The organism is Nostoc sp. CmiVER01, from assembly GCF_034531135.2.
Taxonomy (GTDB): domain Bacteria; phylum Cyanobacteriota; class Cyanobacteriia; order Cyanobacteriales; family Nostocaceae; genus Nostoc.
This window is the reverse complement of the sequence record NZ_JAVRBU020000002.1, coordinates 323,363-340,462: the sequence shown is the minus strand read 5'-3', so window position 1 is coordinate 340,462 and position 17,100 is coordinate 323,363. Positions and strand designations below refer to the sequence as shown.

18 protein-coding genes are annotated in these 17,100 nt (G+C 41.8%); 9 read left to right on the top strand and 9 right to left on the bottom strand.

From position 1 onward, the window contains the following. Position 1: 1 nt before the first annotated feature. Positions 2-3,373 carry a PAS domain S-box protein gene (locus tag RMZ43_RS04195; protein ID WP_322647554.1) on the top strand — a complete coding sequence of 1,124 codons (3,372 nt, stop codon included), beginning with the start codon at positions 2-4 and terminating at the stop codon, positions 3,371-3,373. 118 nt (positions 3,374-3,491) lie between these two features. Further along, positions 3,492-3,869 carry a response regulator transcription factor gene (locus tag RMZ43_RS04190; RefSeq protein ID WP_322654556.1) on the top strand — a complete coding sequence of 126 codons (378 nt, stop codon included), beginning with the start codon at positions 3,492-3,494 and terminating at the stop codon, positions 3,867-3,869. A gap of 6 nt (positions 3,870-3,875) precedes the next feature. On the opposite strand, the gene RMZ43_RS04185 is transcribed toward RMZ43_RS04190, so the two are convergent. Then, positions 3,876-4,076, bottom strand: a complete 201-nt coding sequence (locus RMZ43_RS04185) for a hypothetical protein (RefSeq protein ID WP_322654557.1) — start codon at positions 4,074-4,076, stop codon at positions 3,876-3,878. A gap of 207 nt (positions 4,077-4,283) precedes the next feature. Beyond that, on the bottom strand, positions 4,284-4,889 hold the full coding sequence (locus tag RMZ43_RS04180; RefSeq protein WP_322654558.1) for a flavin reductase family protein: 606 nt from the start codon (positions 4,887-4,889) through the stop codon (positions 4,284-4,286). 543 nt (positions 4,890-5,432) lie between these two features. Here RMZ43_RS04180 and RMZ43_RS04175 point away from each other — a divergent pair. Beyond that, complete coding sequence (locus RMZ43_RS04175; RefSeq protein ID WP_109010813.1) at positions 5,433-6,527, top strand: phosphotransacetylase family protein; 1,095 nt, start codon at positions 5,433-5,435, stop codon at positions 6,525-6,527. Positions 6,528-6,543: 16 nt separating this feature from the next. Here RMZ43_RS04175 and RMZ43_RS04170 read toward each other — a convergent pair whose 3' ends face one another. Beyond that, a complete protein-coding gene (locus RMZ43_RS04170; RefSeq protein WP_322654559.1) occupies positions 6,544-7,059 on the bottom strand; it encodes a DUF4188 domain-containing protein in 516 nt (171 codons plus the stop codon). A 95-nt stretch (positions 7,060-7,154) separates the two neighbouring features. Between RMZ43_RS04170 and RMZ43_RS04165 the strand changes: the two genes are divergently transcribed. The 4 genes from RMZ43_RS04165 to RMZ43_RS04150 all read left to right on the top strand — a co-directional run bounded on the left by RMZ43_RS04165 (position 7,155) and on the right by RMZ43_RS04150 (position 9,421). Next, entirely contained in the window at positions 7,155-7,700 is a 546-nt protein-coding gene (locus RMZ43_RS04165) for a PadR family transcriptional regulator (protein WP_322647549.1), read from the top strand. Positions 7,701-7,784: 84 nt separating this feature from the next. Continuing rightward, positions 7,785-8,288 carry a hypothetical protein gene (locus tag RMZ43_RS04160; protein ID WP_041565591.1) on the top strand — a complete coding sequence of 168 codons (504 nt, stop codon included), beginning with the start codon at positions 7,785-7,787 and terminating at the stop codon, positions 8,286-8,288. 143 nt (positions 8,289-8,431) lie between these two features. Then, positions 8,432-8,830, top strand: a complete 399-nt coding sequence (locus RMZ43_RS04155) for an MAPEG family protein (protein ID WP_322647548.1) — start codon at positions 8,432-8,434, stop codon at positions 8,828-8,830. A gap of 99 nt (positions 8,831-8,929) precedes the next feature. Next, positions 8,930-9,421, top strand: a complete 492-nt coding sequence (locus RMZ43_RS04150; RefSeq protein ID WP_012411046.1) for a YajQ family cyclic di-GMP-binding protein — start codon at positions 8,930-8,932, stop codon at positions 9,419-9,421. A 56-nt stretch (positions 9,422-9,477) separates the two neighbouring features. On the opposite strand, the gene RMZ43_RS04145 is transcribed toward RMZ43_RS04150, so the two are convergent. Continuing rightward, positions 9,478-10,035 carry a glutathione S-transferase family protein gene (locus tag RMZ43_RS04145; RefSeq protein WP_322654560.1) on the bottom strand — a complete coding sequence of 186 codons (558 nt, stop codon included), beginning with the start codon at positions 10,033-10,035 and terminating at the stop codon, positions 9,478-9,480. 6 nt (positions 10,036-10,041) lie between these two features. Then, entirely contained in the window at positions 10,042-10,506 is a 465-nt protein-coding gene (locus tag RMZ43_RS04140) for a hypothetical protein (RefSeq protein ID WP_322647546.1), read from the bottom strand. 497 nt (positions 10,507-11,003) lie between these two features. Here RMZ43_RS04140 and RMZ43_RS04135 point away from each other — a divergent pair, with 497 nt between their 5' ends. Then, positions 11,004-11,723, top strand: a complete 720-nt coding sequence (locus RMZ43_RS04135; RefSeq protein ID WP_322654561.1) for a tetratricopeptide repeat protein — start codon at positions 11,004-11,006, stop codon at positions 11,721-11,723. A 227-nt stretch (positions 11,724-11,950) separates the two neighbouring features. Here the strand turns inward: RMZ43_RS04135 and RMZ43_RS04130 are convergent, their stop codons facing one another. Together RMZ43_RS04130 and psaM are read right to left on the bottom strand one after the other, a co-directional pair. Beyond that, positions 11,951-12,361 carry a hypothetical protein gene (locus tag RMZ43_RS04130; RefSeq protein ID WP_322647544.1) on the bottom strand — a complete coding sequence of 137 codons (411 nt, stop codon included), beginning with the start codon at positions 12,359-12,361 and terminating at the stop codon, positions 11,951-11,953. A 247-nt stretch (positions 12,362-12,608) separates the two neighbouring features. Next, positions 12,609-12,698 carry a photosystem I reaction center subunit XII gene (gene psaM / locus RMZ43_RS04125; protein ID WP_040630342.1) on the bottom strand — a complete coding sequence of 30 codons (90 nt, stop codon included), beginning with the start codon at positions 12,696-12,698 and terminating at the stop codon, positions 12,609-12,611. Between the two features lie 199 nt (positions 12,699-12,897). Between psaM and RMZ43_RS04120 the strand changes: the two genes are divergently transcribed. Next, positions 12,898-14,166, top strand: coding sequence for an FGGY-family carbohydrate kinase (locus RMZ43_RS04120; protein ID WP_322654562.1), 1,269 nt, complete (start codon positions 12,898-12,900; stop codon positions 14,164-14,166). Positions 14,167-14,344: 178 nt separating this feature from the next. Here the strand turns inward: RMZ43_RS04120 and RMZ43_RS04115 are convergent, their stop codons facing one another. Both RMZ43_RS04115 and RMZ43_RS04110 read right to left on the bottom strand, forming a co-directional pair. Then, positions 14,345-15,571, bottom strand: a complete 1,227-nt coding sequence (locus RMZ43_RS04115) for an McrC family protein (protein WP_322654563.1) — start codon at positions 15,569-15,571, stop codon at positions 14,345-14,347. Continuing rightward, positions 15,562-16,989: an McrB family protein gene (locus RMZ43_RS04110; protein WP_322654564.1), complete on the bottom strand. Its 1,428-nt coding sequence runs from the start codon at positions 16,987-16,989 to the stop codon at positions 15,562-15,564. The genes RMZ43_RS04115 and RMZ43_RS04110 overlap by 10 nt, the downstream gene beginning before the upstream one ends. Between the last annotated feature and the right edge of the window lie 111 nt (positions 16,990-17,100).

The following is a 17,100-nucleotide window of genomic DNA, read 5'->3' as shown; positions in this document are numbered from 1 at the left end:
CATGTTTAATCAACTTGATGAATACAATAGTCAGCTATTTGAACTATGTCCTGTTGGGCTAGTACTATGCCGAACAGATGGGACACTAATTAATATCAACCCCGCCTATGCTGCCATTTTGGGGCGCACTGTTCTAGAAACTCTGAATCTCAACTACTGGCAAATTACTCCAGAAAACTATGCAGCTACTGACCAAGCTACGCTAAAGAACCTAGAACAAACTGGTCGCTACGGCCCCTATGAGAAAGAGTTAATCCACAAAGACGGGCATCTGGTTCCGGTCAGGATCTCTGGACTGATGATTGAGAAAGATGGAGAGCAACTGATCTGGTCTAGTGTGGAGGATATCAGCGATCTTCGACGCATTCAGCAGGAACGCCAACATACTGAACAAATTCTGAAACAGAGTGAAGCCCGATACCGTTCTTTAGTAACTACTAATACACAAATTGTCTGGGTAAGCACACCACAAGGAATTTGTTTTGAACTGGCAAGCTGGATAGCCTATACAGGTCAAAGTCTAGCTGAAGCGGAAAATGGGGGCTGGATTGATGCCGTTCATCCCGACGATCGCGCCTACACCGGAGAAGTCTGGAGTGCTGCTGTGGCAAACCTGAGTATGTATCAAATTGAATACCGAATTCGTGGCAAGGATGGCAACTATCGCTACTTTTGGGTGTGGGGTGCGCCCGTTATAGAAGAAGATGGCAGCGTCCGGGAGTGGATTGGCACCTGCACCGATATTAACGAGCGCAAGCTGGCAGAAGCAGAAAATCAGCGTCTAAAAGAACGATATCGCTCGTTAGTAACTGCGACTTCACAGATTGTCTGGGGAGCTACCCCGGAAGGGCTAGGAATAAGTAGTGAAATGCTCACCTGGAGGGACTATACGGGGCAGAGTGAAACTGAAGTTGAGGGTTGGGGCTGGATCGATCCAATTCACCCCGATGACCGTGCCAACTCCATAGAAGTTTGGAATGCTGCTGTGGCAAACCGAAGTATCTACCAAACCGAATATCGACTGCATGGTAAGGATGGTACATACCGCTACTTCTCTGTCTGTGGTGCCCCCGTCTTGGAAGAAGACGGCAGTATTCGGGAATGGATTGGCACCTGTACTGATATTCACGATCGCAAACAGGCAGAAGCTGAAAATCAACGTTTATTCGATATGTTGAATCATTCCAGCGATGCCATTATCGTCCGCGACATGAGCGACAAAATCTCTCACTGGAATCAGGGTGCCGAAAGACTCTACGGTTGGACGCGTGAGGAAGTGAAAGACCAATACATTCACGCATTTATAAAATCAACCTTTCCAAAACCTTTAGAAGAAATTCTATCAGAGTTTCTACGGGAGGGCACTTGGGAGGGAGAACTGGAACACATGACGCGCGATGGCAGACCGATCACCGTTCAGAGCCGTTGGACTTTGCAACGAGATTTATCCGGTCAACCCTGCGCTATGCTAGAAATCAATACCGATATTACTGCTCGCAAACAAGCAGAAATCGCTCTGCGGCAACTAAATCAAGAACTGGAAGCCAGAGTTGTCGAGCGGACAGCTGCCCTGCAAAATACCTTAGCAGAAGCGCAGGGATTAAATGCCATTTTGGATAACTTAGCAGATGGTTTGTTAGTGGCAGACACCGCAGGAAAAATCACCCACTTCAATCCTGCTTTTTTAGCTATGCATGGATTAACAGCTACCGCCCTCAACGGTCACTACCGAGAATTGCCGATATCTGGTTTAGCAGACCTAATTGCACGAACTCAGTCCTATCCCAAAGAGGTGTTCTCTGCCGAAGTTGCACTGACCAAAGAACGCATTGGTCAGGCAGTGGCAACTGCCATTTTCAAAAAGACGACAGATTCAGAACCCGCCGCCTGCTTTGGTTCGGCGCTGCTAATTCGAGATGTGACGGCAGAAAAGGAAATCGACCAGATGAAGACCGACTTCATCTCAACAGTTTCTCATGAGCTGCGGACGCCATTGACTTCTGTCCTCGGTTTTGCGTCGATTATTCAAGAAAAGTTGCAAACCGATGTGTTCCCAATGATTTCTAGCGAAGACCGCAAGCTTCAAAAAACAATTAAGCGGGTGGCTGACAATCTCAACATTATTGTATCGGAAGCAGAACGGCTCACATCTTTGATTAATGATGTCTTGGACATCGCCAAGATGGAAGCAGGTAAGGTGGAATGGCAGATGCAGCCGATTGATCCTAGCGAATTATTGGATTGGGCAACCAATTCGACCGCCGGATTATTTGAAACCAATGGTTTGCAATTTGTGAGCGAGATTGAACCTGAACTGCCTCAGATAATAGGCGATCGCAATCGTTTGCTGCAAGTTTTAATCAACTTAATTTCCAATGCCGTTAAGTTTACCGAATCTGGTTGTGTCACCTGTCGCGTCAAACAAGAAAACGACGGTGTTTGCATCAGCGTTATCGACACAGGCATTGGGATTGCACCTGAAGATCAGCCGAAAGTGTTTGAGAAATTCCGCCAAGTTGGCGACACCCTCACCGACAAACCCAAAGGCACAGGGTTAGGATTGCCTATCTGTAAACAAATCGTCGATCATCACGGCGGTAGAATCTGGGTTGAGAGTGAACCAGGTAACGGCAGCGTATTTTCATTTATCATTCCCACCTACGCCAGCGATCAAAAAACCACTGCTAATCTGAATTTGGATACACTAGTCAAACAACTTAAAGAACACGTCATCACCAAAAACCTTGTGCTAAACCAAAACCGTAAAACCATTTTGGTTGTAGATGATGACGCTAATATTCGGGAACTGCTGCGTCAACAATTGGAAAACGAAGGCTACAATGTTCGTGAAGGAAAGGACGGTATGGATGCAATTCATCAAATCAAAATAGCCCGTCCCGATTTGATTCTTTTGGACGTAATGATGCCCCAAATCAACGGCTTCGATGTAGCAGCCGTCCTCAAAAATGATCCTCAGACCGCAGACATTCCAATCATCATTCTGTCGATTATTGAAAACAAAGAACGAGGCTACCATATTGGTATTGATCGCTATCTCACTAAGCCCATTGACACAGAAAAACTCCTCAACGAAATTGGCTCACTGCTTTACCAGGGTACTTCTAATAAAAAAGTATTGGTTGTAGATAAAAATGCATCAGCTTTAAAAACCTTATCAGATGTACTGCAAACTCAGGGATACAGTGTGATTGAAGCCTCCAATCCGCAAGAATGCATTTATAAAGCCTTGTCAGCTAAACCTGACATGATCATCATTGATTCTATCTTCTCTCAAGAAGCCGATTTGGTGAAAACCCTACGCTTTGAGAAAGAGTTAGAAAATGTATTTTTTATTATGCTGTCTGAACAGTAATCGTTGAGGCTGGGGGTTGGGGACTAGGAACTGGGAAGGAATTCTTCTAATCCGCAATCTCTAATCCCCAATCCCCAATCTGCAATCCCCAATCCCTAATCCCCAATTCCCAATCCCTATGAACCAGAAAATTCTAATTGTTGACGATGAACCTAATATCTTAATTTTGATGGAACAAGCCTTAGAAGCATTAGAAGACGAGGGTGTTGAACTTCTAACGGCTCGAAATGGAGAAGAAGCTCTCGAAACTATTAAAACTGAAAAACCAAGTTTGGTTTTTCTCGATGTGATGATGCCTAAAATGAATGGTCTGCAAGTCTGTCATATTGTTAAACACGAACTACAATTGACTGATATTTATATCGTGATCTTGACAGCGAAGGGACAGGAATTTGATAAACAAAAAGGAATAGAAGTTGGTGCAGATTTATATCTAACTAAACCATTTCGCCCCAAAGAAGTACTTGAAAAATCAATGCAGGTGTTGGGCTTTTGATGAAAATTATGAATGCTTTTCACCTGCTTTCGCTTCTAGTGTGTCGGAGGCGATCGCATCTGAAGTCGGGTCGATACTAATAAGATTAATATCATGTTCGGTGAAAGACTTATCATTAAAATCGCAGGGGAGCAGGGGGAAAGAAGTTTTCCTATTTTTTGCATAGATGCGGGAATTATAACTAATTAGGCGGACATGATATAACACCGATCAAATCGCTATCACTCAAATTAGTCCATTAAAATCTCTCTCCCCAGCAGGATATTTTTTCAGAATTTTTCAATTTCTACAACTTATACCATTTCACGAAAAATCTGATACAGATGTGAACCTTGAAAGTATTGCTGTATCTAAGTTTTTTAATTGTGTTAGCGGAGCGGGGCGTTAGCCCATTGCGTTAGCGAAGCGGGGCATTTAAGCCGGGCGAGTAATTTCATACAAATCCTGAGTGCGGGTATACCAGTTACCCGACAGGCGACCAATTGCATGCAACTTTGCGACATCAATTGTGTTTTGTGGTGTAAGTAAATCGTCCCGAATATGCCACAGCACCGCCTCAGCAATAATTAATCCCGATTGGCTACCTTCATTTCCTACGTAAACTACCTGCTTCAGCACACACTCAATATTAATCGGTGATTCAGCAACTCGTGGCGGACGCACCCGCTTTGAGGGAGCAGGAGTTAGTCCTGCTACTTGAAATTCGTCTACATCTGGTGGAAAGTCACCACTAGTGGTGTTCATCTGTTCTCCCAATTCTTCAACAACTATGTTGACCACTAGTTCACCCGACTGCTCTACATTAAATAAAGTATCTTTTTTAACACCACGTTTGAGACCTGTGGAGATGGCTAGAGTCGGTGGGTTAGCTGTCACGCCCATAAAAAAACTGAAAGGTGCAACATTGGGCGTACCATCGCTAGCGATCGTTGACACCCAAGCGATCGGTCGGGGAACCACTGAACCTACAAGTAATTGATAAGTATTCCGTGGGTCGTTCTGGGAGGGATCGATAATCATTGAGGTTTTCCTCACTAAACACTACAGTTTTTCAAAACTTGATCTTGCCGAAGAGAAGCTTTTTACCTGAGTTATGGGCAATTTTCGTTACTGCAACTTACTTTTTTTAGCTAAATGTGAGATGTTCATACTCAGCTACAATACTACGGTTTATTGGCTAGATTGCCGTAAAAGAAGAATTGGGGAAATCATCTACTGCGATCGCAGCTTTTTTTGCCAGCTATTTATTTGACCCAAATTGATGATTATAGGGCAACGGGAGAGGGAGATAAGGTGCAATACCGTTGAGTTAAGGAATTTCTTGGTTGAGCCAGACAATTAAAAAAGAAAAGCTGTTCTTGAGAGAAGAATTACTGAACAAGAACCCTCTTTCCTCAAAAACCTCCCCTGCTTCCCCTACTTCCTCAGCCTCCCCTGCTTGTTCAATCAGAAGGTAATTCTGGGAAACCTTAATTTGTGAGAGCTGAGGCTTTTGCCAGAAGGAACTAGAATTAGAAAACACCTAGCTGGGTTCTTCTGACTTTTGAAATTAGGAGTGCATGTGTGCCAAAATCCCCTAAATATTTGCTGATTGGATCAACCGAGACTTATAGCGGTAAATCTGCAACTGTTCTGGGTTTGTCTCATCAGCTACAGCAAAAAGGACTGGATATTACCTACGGTAAACCGCTTGGTACATGTTTGAATTCGTCCAGTGGAACCGTGATTGAGGAAGATGTCCAATTCATCGCTCTTAGCCTCAATTTGCCGGAAAACCGTGTTGCACCTACAATGCTGGCTTTGGATGAACTAAATGTGCAAAAACGCTTGCGAGGGGAAGACAAAACCGATTATCAGCAGTCCTTAATACAGCAATATTTGCATAAATCTCAAGGAGATTTGGTGTTACTGGAGGGGCCTGGTGATTTGTCCGAAGGCAATTTGTTTGACTTGTCTTTGCTGCAAATTGCTGAAGTATTGGATGCTGGCGTGCTGTTAGTAGCTCGCTATAAATCGTTGCTTTCGGTTGAGTCGCTATTGGCTGCTAAAGGGCGTGTGGGCGATCGCTTGATTGGAGTTGTGATCAATGATATCCCTGTCACCCAACTAGAAGCAGTTGATACTCTCTTGCGCCCGTTTTTGGAACAGCAGGGGATTCCAGTGTTAGCAATGCTACCTAATAGCGATTTGCTCCGCAGTGTCAGTGTTGGCGAACTGGTCAAACAGTTAAAGGCTGATGTTCTCTGTCGTAACGATCGCATGGATTTGTTGGTTGAGAGTTTAGCAATTGGAGCGATGAATGTCAACTCTGCTGTGAAATATTTCCGCAAACGTCGGAATATGGCAGTGGTAACAGGAGGCGATCGCGTGGAAATTCAGCAAGCGGCTTTGGAAACTTCTACCCAATGTTTAATTCTCACCGGGCAACTACCACCCCCACCGTTCATTCTCAGTCGCGCTGAAGACCTAGAAATCCCCATTTTGTCTGTTGACTTAGATACCCTAACTACTGTAGAAATTGTTGACCGCACTTTTGGTCAAGTCCGTGTCCACGAGCCGATAAAGGTTCAGTATATTCGCAAGTTGATGTCTGAGCATTTTGACATTGACCGCTTGTTATCCAAATTAGGTTTAACTCCGGCAACGGCATTGTCTTAGATTCATTGCTCAGTTATCAGTTAGAAGGCTGTATTGCTGAGGGTACAGCCGGCTCACCGTCACCTCCCAGGCGACGGCGAGCTGTTTCTTTGCGCCCCATAGCTGGGACGTGCTTAGTTGCAGCAGCTAATCCAAAGACAGGCATATTTCCATAAACTGCCTCATATCTTCCCGGTTCTATTAAATAGGTTTCGTGCCAAATGCCGACACTGCCATCAGCACCAATGGCTTGATTAAACCTTTGCCAAGCTTTTAAATGTGCATCGGCTGGATTTCTAGCAAAACGCTCCAAATCCTCGAACGATCGCCAATACTGAATCAGTCCTACCCCTCGCCAGTAAACAAAAGTTTCTCCCCCTAAAAACCCTTTTTCAGGATTCTGATTAAGGCTTTGTAGCATGGGCGACATTGCCCTGGCTGTGGGAATCCATTTGGAAAAAGCGAATAATTTATTAATTCGCATCCCAATCAGAAACACAACAAAGGGTTCATCAATCTCGGCTGTAAATCGTCCCGGTATTACTTGAGGCATATCTCACTCCTTGTTGTTTAAGTTAATATGCAACTAATTGCATATAAATATCATTATGCAATTAGTTGCATAAGTCAAGTGGTGAATTAAAAAATATGGCATTAGCGCACGCAATATTAGCTGCTCTGGTTGATGCACCCTGTAGTGGGTATGATTTGGCAAAGCGATTCGATGGCTCTGTAGGCTTTTTCTGGTCAGCAAGTCACCAGCAGATTTATCGAGAGTTGGCGAAGCTAGAAGATCAAGGATTGATTAGTTCCGAGTCGATTCTTCAAGCAGGACGACCAGATAAAAGACTCTACAGCGTTACAGACTTAGGAGAACAGCACCTCAAAGAGTGGATTGCTCAACCTTGTGAACCCACACCGATTAAAGATGATTTACTGGTAAAAATTTTTGCTGGTCATATTGTTCATAAGCAAACTATCTTGGCAGAGTTAGAACATCACCAAGAAGCCCATCTAAAAAAATTGTCTACGTACAAGCAATTAGAACAGCTTTACTTTCAGAATCCGCAAGAACTGCCAGAATCAGGCAAATTTCAGTATTTGACTCTCCTAAATGGCATTAGTTACGAAACACATTGGCTAGCCTGGTGTAACCAAGTAAGAGAGTTACTGAACCAAACAATTGAAAATTAGTAACAATGTTTAATTCAAGTTTTCCTCGTATCTACACGCTGTTTGGTAGAATATCTGGGTCGTTTAATGTGATTATCTCCATCTTTGAGCCAATCAACAGACCTTATTAACCTAGATACATTAGCGCAAGAACTAGCGACAATCCAGCAAACGGGTTCTAAAAGAATCGCCTTGCTGGGTTCTCGTCATGTCCCGATTACGCATCAGAATCTTATTGAAATGATGACATACGCCCTAGTTTTATCGGGTAATCGAATCATTACTTCTGGTGCTACAGGTACAAATTCAGCTGCCATTAAGGGAGCAACACGGGCGGATGCAAATTTGTTGACAGTGATTCTACCCCAAAGCCTGGAACGCCAGCCTTTGGAATCGCGCCAGCAACTAGAACAGGTAATGCATCTAGTCGAAAATCCCAGTAATGATAATCTGTCTCTTGCTGAAGCTAGTTACTTGTGCAACAAAGAGATTGTCTCCCGTTGCCAGCAACTAATCTGCTTTGCGTTTCACGACAGTCGCACCCTGTTACAAACTTGTCAGGATGCAGAAGAACAAAGAAAAGTGGTGACGCTTTTTTACTTTGATTAGTCATTTGTCATTTGTCCTTTGTCATTTGTATTTGACTAATGACTGATGACTGATGGCCCTTACGGGTTCGCCAGTCACTCATGGGGGAAACCCCCAAGACCGCGCTGGCTCACTGATGACTAATAACCAATGACTAATAAGTAATGATAATTTTTTTGTACTCGATCGCTGCTGCTGTCGTTCTAATTTACGTGCCATTTTTGCTAGTAGCTTATGCCCGTGTGCGTATTGGGTATGAAAGTTTTTCTACTCCTCGCGCTATGTTTGATAAATTGCCACCTTATGCACAACGAGCTACTTGGGCACATCAGAACACCTTTGAAGCGTTTATGGTGTTTGCCGCAGCAGCATTGATGGCTTATGTAACTGGTGTAAATTCTTTTACAGCCCAAATAGCTGCGATCGCCTTTGTGGTAGCCCGTTTGCTATACTCAATTTTTTATATTTTGAATATACCCCTTTTGCGATCGCTGATGTTTGGCATTGGCATCCTTAGCTGTGCCACTCTCATCTTATTGAGCATCATTCAAGCTACTAGTTAATTGGGGCATGGAGAGTAGGGAGTGGGGAAAACTTTTCCCAATCCAAAATCGTTCGACTGAGCGAAGTCGAAGTCCAAAATCTAAAATCCAAAATGTTTTATGGCTTCTACTTTTTCTTTTGACATTGTGAGCGACTTTGACCGACAAGAGTTGGTTAACGCTGTCGATCAAGTTATCCGAGACATCAAAGGTCGTTACGACCTCAAAGATACTGAAACTACTGTCGAGTTAGTCGAGGAAAGCATTAACGTTAGTACTGACAGCGAGTTTACCTTAGATTCTGTACACACCATTCTGCGAGAAAAAGCCGCCAAGCGTAACCTCTCCCAGAAAATCTTTGATTTTGGCAAAGTTGAATCAGCCAGTGGTAATCGCGTGCGTCAAGAAATCAAACTTAAAAAAGGCATTAGTCAGGAAATTGCCAAACAAATTTCCAAATTGATTCGGGACGAATTCAAAAAGGTACAAGCTTCAATTCAAGGTGATGCTGTGCGGGTTTCTGCCAAATCTAAAGATGACTTGCAAGTTGTCATGCAGCGTCTAAAACAAGAAGACTACCCAGTTGCTTTGCAATTTACAAATTATCGTTAAAAGATTCGTAATTCGTAGTTAAAAATTTAATTACGAATTACGAATTACGAATTATTTTAAGTCCGTCCGCCAATACTTCTTTGAAATGCCGGACGCTCAGATAATTGCTTCATATAGTTCAAAACTGCTGGATAAGGGCTGAGGTCTAGCTTCAGTATCATGGGAATGTAATTCAAAATAGACCCTACTGCCACATCAGCAACAGTGAACTCATTGCCAAGTAAAAAAGGTTGCTTACTGAAAATTTCATTTAACGGAGTCAACAAGCGGGGCATTTCCCGTTCCCGATTCTCCTCTCCAAAAATCCCTGGGCCAAGGGTAGCATTGGCAAATAAAACCCATTGGTAAAATACAGCACGTTCCTCTGGCGAAAGTGGAGTTTTACTGTACTTATCGGCAAGATACAGCAAAATTGCCCCAGATTCCCAAAGTTTAAAATCTCCATCAACAATTGCTGGAACTTTACCAACCGGGTTAATTGCCAAATATTCAGGCTTGAGGTGTTCACCTGCCTGCATATCAAGCCTGACAAATTCGTAGGGAATTCCTAATTCTTCTAAAAACCAGTGAACAATTGAAGCTCGACTACGAGCGCCACCATAAAGTTTTAGCATAATTACTTAAAGCACTTTGTGAGTGTGAGAATGCTGTTTAACGTTATCTTCTTTGGTGACAACTCTAGCGGCGTTTAACACCCGTTTGCGCTCAGTAGAATACTTAAATTCAGTGTAGTTTGTACCTAAGGGAATTAAAGATTTTGCAGATTCACGACGCTTGTAGGTACGAGCTGCTGCAAATGCCCTCGGCACAAATTCTTCTCCAAACTGAGCCGTCTCTGGAAAGCCATCTGGCAATACTTGTGAATCGCCATCCAGCACAGCTCCTAAAGTTGTGGCATGAGCCAGCTTATAGGAGGTAGGGATGCCCTTTAAGAGCGCTTCTAAAGCCGCAGAGGGAATTGGTTCTATAACTTCGATTTGATAAACTTCTCCATCTTCTTTGACGAAGCAGGTTGCCAAGCCGATAACAATGTAATCATCGGTTGCTAAATCTGGGGCATTAGGATAGGAAATTGCGGTTGTCATCGGAAAATTTCTCAAAATTTAAAAATTGGATTTGGACATTGGGCATTGGGCATGGGAAAGAGGACTTGAGGACAAGGAGAATTGGGGACAAGGGGAAAGACTTGTTGGAAGCTCTAAACTTTTGTCACCTTGTCACCTTGTCCCCTTGTCCCCTCTGCTCACCTGCTTCCCCTGCTTCCCCTGCTTCTTCATCCCCTGTTTAATGAACGGCTTGTTGGCATTCTACCAATTTGTCGCTGTTACTACTTGACTAGTCTTTGAGATTGACATCTGCTATTTCTGGAATTCACCTTGGGGATCGAGTATCCATGATTAGGTTTGAGGAGCAATCGTTTATTTAGGGCGTAGATTTCTACAGGTGTGAGTAGTTTAAATTCAGTCTTGAGATAGCTTTAAAGTAACTATAAATACCTTAAAAATATACACATAGTAGTAAAACTACTAGCTGCAAAAAATTAGAATTTGATTCAAAAAGCAGGTATTTAAGGCAGGGAAAGATGAATATTCACTCATTTTTAGCTGACGGTGAGCAGCAAAGCAAGCAATATAATAACGCGCTAAATAATACAGATAAAGTACAAGAGGAGAGGACAAGCGATCGCAGCGAATCTACTTTTGGCGATCGCTATTTGCGCTCTTGTGCTTTAAGGTCGGCTCAACAAGGAGATTATACTGAAGCGATCGCACTTTTAAGCCAACTAATTTCTCGCCATCCCCATAATGCCATTGATTACAACAATCGGGGGCTAATTTATTTCCAAAGTGGTGAAACGCAAAAAGCGCTTGACGACTATAATACCGCCCTCAAACTTAATCCTTATCTGGCTAGTGCTTATAATAATCGGGCAAATTACTACGCAGCTTGTGGAGAATTAGCAGCAGCACTTGCCGATTACGATCAAGCGATTGATTTCAATCCTCGCCATGTCCGGGCATGGATAAACCGAGGCATTACCTGGCGTGATTTGGGGCAATATGAGGAGGCAATTGAGAATTTTGAGGTAGCACTGCTTTTTGGTCAACTCGAAGGTCATATCTGGGCTGAACGCGGCAGAACTTACCATCTTTGGGGCGACTGGAATTGTGCGATCGCTGATTATCGTCGCGCCCTCACTCAACTGCCTTCTCTCGACAACAGTAAGGATATTACTGGTTGTCGCTTGCGTTTACAACTCGAAAATTGGCTAAACGAGCTGCTATCTGAATCAGCGTCTTAATTGGTAGATTAGTTCTTCTGGGGGATTCAAAATTCAAAATAAATTATTAAACTTTGAATGAGAGTATAGTGACGCTGTATCGCTCATGACTAATAGATGATAGCTACATAGCTATTCAAAAATTAGCTATTAACCATTATTTATTAGCAATAATATAAATTTAACACCCGGCTTATACGTAGCCTGAATCACAAGAAACTTAAATAATCCCAAATTCGCTATTTGTCTTAGGGTGATGACTCTGTTTGTTCATCTTCTCGGCGATCGGGATTCATTAACACGACCCGACGCTGATTAGGATCAAATCGGTACCCTTGTTGTTGCATAATACTTTTGGTTTGCTGAGGATCAAAGTTTCGGCTAAATTCCACCTGCAAACTGTTGACATGTCCTTCCATCAGCTTGACTTCAGTACTAATTTCGCGCAACTTTTCTTGCTGTGACCAATGATAAGGCAGAAGTTGTGCTAAAGCAGATCCTGCAACGGCTGTAATCACAAGATTAACTGCTATTTTGGCTGTGCTTTCCAAAGCCATCACCTGGTAAGAACGTTGACGAAGATGCCGCTTTGGTCGAGGAGTAACCCGGCGTTTTTGTATAGGTTGTAACGGTGGTCTGGAGGGTTGAATCGCGTTCATGATGCTAAAAAATAACCTCGCTGAGTGAAGGGAAGCACTGTAAAAGCTCTCTGGCGCTAATTACTGCTGATTTAGCTGTCATATTACTTCATTTTTTTGAAATAGCTACAAGTGTTGCACCAGTTAAAAAATAACCTGGCTTACGTAAGTGCAAGTCTAGATACTTATGGCTTTACACCATAAGGTCTGGAAATTGCACCCCGTACTGCCAGGATTATTAGCTTTTTAACTGTGTCACATCGGAGCCTTATTTGTAAAGTTCTGTGGCTAATCGCCAAGCTAGAACTCCGGGGATCAAGGCTACAACTAGAGCGATGTAGACTTGAGTATCTGAGATGGAAGATATCTGAGCGATGTACAGAGTATCTAAGATAGGCATGGCTGAAAACCTCCTAACCTGAATAGATTTTGAACAGTTCGTTTACTACTTTTCCTTGTTTTGCCAAGATTGGGGAATATCTTGTTACAAGATGCAACAAAAGCAGTTATTAATCAGTAGTCCTTAGTAATTCTTTAATAAAAAAATTCATAAAACTATGGATTTCTATTTGGGTATCGACTTTGGCACCTCTGGCGCACGCGGTATGGTGGTTGATGAGGAAGCTAGCATCCAGGCACAGGTGCGATATCCCTTCCAGGACTCACCAGCCGCCGTTACGCCCACAATTTGGCAGGAGGCTTTGTTTGTGCTGGTGGAACAAATACCTGAGCAATTGCGGCGAGAAATTAAAGCGATCGCAATTAATGGTACTTCCTCCACCGTCCTACTAGTGGATACTGCTGGCAATCCAACAGATGCACCATTGCTGTACAACGATGGGCGGGGATCATTGGTGCTAGAGCATTTGAAGAGTATTGCACCCCCCAATCATACAGTATTGAGCGCCACCTCTAGCCTGGTCAAACTTTTGTGGATGAGGCAACAACCCTCTTTTAGTGAAGCCAGATATTTCCTGCATCAAGCAGATTGGCTAGCGTTTCTCCTACATGGACAGTTGGGTATTAGCGATTACCATAATGCTTTAAAGCTGGGTTATGACGTGGAAGAGTTGAAATACCCAGAATGGCTAGAAGAATTGCAAATACCGATTCAGCTACCCAAAGTTTTACCTCCTGGTACTCCAATTGCCGAATTGAGTCCTGAAGTTGCAGATAAATTCAGTTTTCGCCGTGATTGTCTGGTGTGTGCAGGTACAACTGATAGTATTGCCGCTTTTCTTGCCAGTGGGGCAAAATTACCTGGTGAAGCCGTGACTTCCCTTGGTTCAACGTTGGTACTAAAGTTATTAAGTCGTACCCGGCAAGAAGATGCCAGATATGGGATTTACAGCCATCGGTTGGGTGATTTATGGTTGACTGGTGGTGCTTCTAATACTGGAGGTGCAGTATTAAAGCAATTTTTCACAAACGCTGAGTTAGAAAGTCTTAGCCGGGAAATTGATGCATCAAGAGCTAGCGATTTAGATTATTATCCGTTGTTGAAGGTAGGCGATCGCTTTCCCATTAACGATCCCAATTTACCCCCACGATTGTCACCACGCCCAGATAACCCAGTGGAATTTTTGCATGGGTTGTTAGAAAGCATTGCCCGTATAGAAGCGCGAGGGTATGAATTATTACAGCAAATGGGCGCAGACAAATTGAACCGTGTTTATACTGCTGGCGGTGGCGCGACGAATGAAGCTTGGACTGCGATTAGGGCGCGTAATTTGCAGGTTCCTGTAGTCGCGTCAGTGTACACAGAAGCAGCTTATGGAGCGGCGCTGTTGGCGATGGGAGGCGGAATTAAGGGTGAACAAGAGTAATTGTGTAACAATCTTTTCGTAGGTATTTCGTAAATCAGTATCTATCCCAGTGACAATCTACATATCTCGGCCGATACTGTGATTATTAGATACCGGACTATAGATTCCAGGTTCATGATCTGGGCAGCTATTCGGGGATGGGTGCTTCGCCACAAGCGAATGTCATCTATCCCCTTTATTAATTGTCGGTGTGAGTTTTGAAGTGATTGAGAGAAAAGAAAAGGTTTTTCAAGAAGGTTTGGCCTGCGCGATCGAGATTATCATCTAAGGAAAAGGTGAGGCTGCGGACTCGGATTTGATCGCTTTTAATATCTAGTGGCTGTGTCAAGTCTTTGGGGTATATCAAAAAGGCTTGCTCGCATTTTGTTGTGTTAGCGTAGCTGATCATTTGATGAATATCTGTATATCCTGCCTGTTCTGGGGCTTTATACTTTGTATCCAAAACTGCTATTGTGTTGCCAGTAGCAGCATCACACAGTAATATATCTATATTGAAGTGCCTATTTTGACTAATTTCTATTGGATGTTGCTGTTTGAAAAAATAGCTTTGTGGCGTGTTTTTCTTAAGCCATTCTGCAACAAAAAGTTCATATAAATGTGCCATATCGACGAGAAAGGGTAGGGTTTTGTAATTTCCCCTTTCATGACTGGGACTACTATTTTCTAAAAAGAATCGACATAAATTATGTAACAGTTCATAGTCGAGATTGAGGCGATTATACTGTCTGGCAATACAATCTTCTGCTCTACAAGGTTGCAGCGTTACTAATCCTTGTAGAGCGTGATAAGCTTTTCGTATTGTTGGTGATACTCTTTCTGAACATAAACTGCTACGACCAATGATATAAAGTGTCCATGCCAAGATTTGATTTTCTTTAACATCAGCCGTATGTTCTTCGTAATTGCATTTAAGTTTAACATTCCACGGCTTTTGAATTATCTGTTGCACATCTAGCCTTCCCCGCACATAAGAAAGCTGCTGTGTTTTAGGCAAGTAAGTACGATATAATCCTTTGCGGCAGCGTTCTAAAACTTTATCGGCTAAGATATGAGCTAGATTATTATAAAAATTCTCTAGAGATTCACAATCCATTAGCCCTTCGAGAAAGCGAAACCCTTTGAAATTGTAGGCATATTCCAGCATTCCGAAGAGGTTTTGGATAGGTACTTTCGGATTTATTTTTAGATGCAATTCAGGAGTGACAGAAATGTAACCTACCCATCCTTTAGCTTTCAGTTGCCACTGATATCCTGTTCTGAAGTTAGGAAATTCTACATCAACTTGATTTTCATATTTCTGATATAACTCCATTCCAGCTAATTCGTCTATTTCATCACGCTGAAAAAAATTAGCTTTGTATTCTGTAAGTTCAATAATTCTTGGTTGTGCTGGGTTTATATGCATAGTTTATTCTTGATTTCATCCCAGCGAAACTTATCTACTTTTTCTAGCTGGTTAAAAAAGTATTCTTCTAAATATGGTTCAATTTCCATGCGCCATATATCTTCTATATCTTCACGTAGGCTGTCTGTTAAAAAGAAGGAAATACCAATTTCGTAATTTTTATCTGCGATCGCCTGATTTAACTGCTCTAAAATATTAATTAATCCCTCTATTACAAAACCTCTTTTTCGGTGATAATTTCGCAGCACCTCATAGTTTGAGCAAAGTTCAATAAATGCAAAGCGGCGGCGTAGGGCATGATCTATATTGGCAATAGACCTATCTGCTGTATTCATTGTCCCAATAATGCGGACATTGTTCGGGATACGAAAGCTGTTACCGCCAGCTAATGGAATTTCTCTATCTCGGTACTCAAGTAAGTACATTAATTCACCAAAAACTTGTGCAAGATTAGCGCGGTTTATTTCATCAATGATCAAAACACAAGTATCTTGATAAGACTCTGCCTTTTTGCAGAATTCTAAAAAGCGCCCTGGAACCAACGGATATGTCAATTTCCCATCTTGACTTTGGGGGCGGATACCTTGAATGAAATCTTCATAAGAGTATGCTGGATGAAATTGCACTAGTTCCGAAAAACTATCACTACCGCCAATTAAGTGTTTTGCAAGTTTTTCAGCTATGAAGGTTTTGCCTGTTCCAGGTGAACCATATAAAATTGCTTGACCTTTACGATTAATCGTGCGTATCCAGTGTTTTAAAACTAGTTGGGAAACTCCAGTATCTTCAGTACATTGGTTTAAGGTATAAGGTTCACTTATAGTTGGAATAATATCAGGTATTACCTCCTTAGATACTGCTTGTAAAAATAACGGAAGATAATGTTGAAACCAATCTTTAAACTTATTAATTAATTCTTCTTTAGATGAATTTAATATTTCTGTTTTATTAAAATAACAACTCTCATGACTCTGTGGAAAATCAAATGCATATACATCTTCAGCAATTCTATTTGCTATCATTATAGGATTGATTTCTAAAATATTTTTTGCAAGAAATGAACCTGCATTGTTTATTAAACTTATGTCTATACCTGAATCTATTAACTGTATACTTAACAATGAAAATATATCTAAATATTTGTATAGGCGAAATTCACTAGGAGAAACTAATATATAAATATCTACTTCAGTTCGCCCATTGTCTGTTGTTATATAAAAATTCTTGGCAGCAATTTCAGTTGGTATTTGTTGATATATGAAGTCGCAAAACTTAATAAATGGAATTTTTACTGTGTTTAAAAAATCTTTATATTCTTGAGAATTATAAATATTATTATCATTGTGCTTATTTTTGTATTGTTGAATTACTTTAAAGGTATTTTCATAGAAAAATGTTTTTTCTTCGTGATTATCCATAAAAATTAAAAATTACTAATATTTTATTTTATAAATCATTTCAATGTAATTGAATAAATAAAACGCTAGCGTAAAAATACTTAGAGTAATGAGATATGGTTGCTTAGTAGC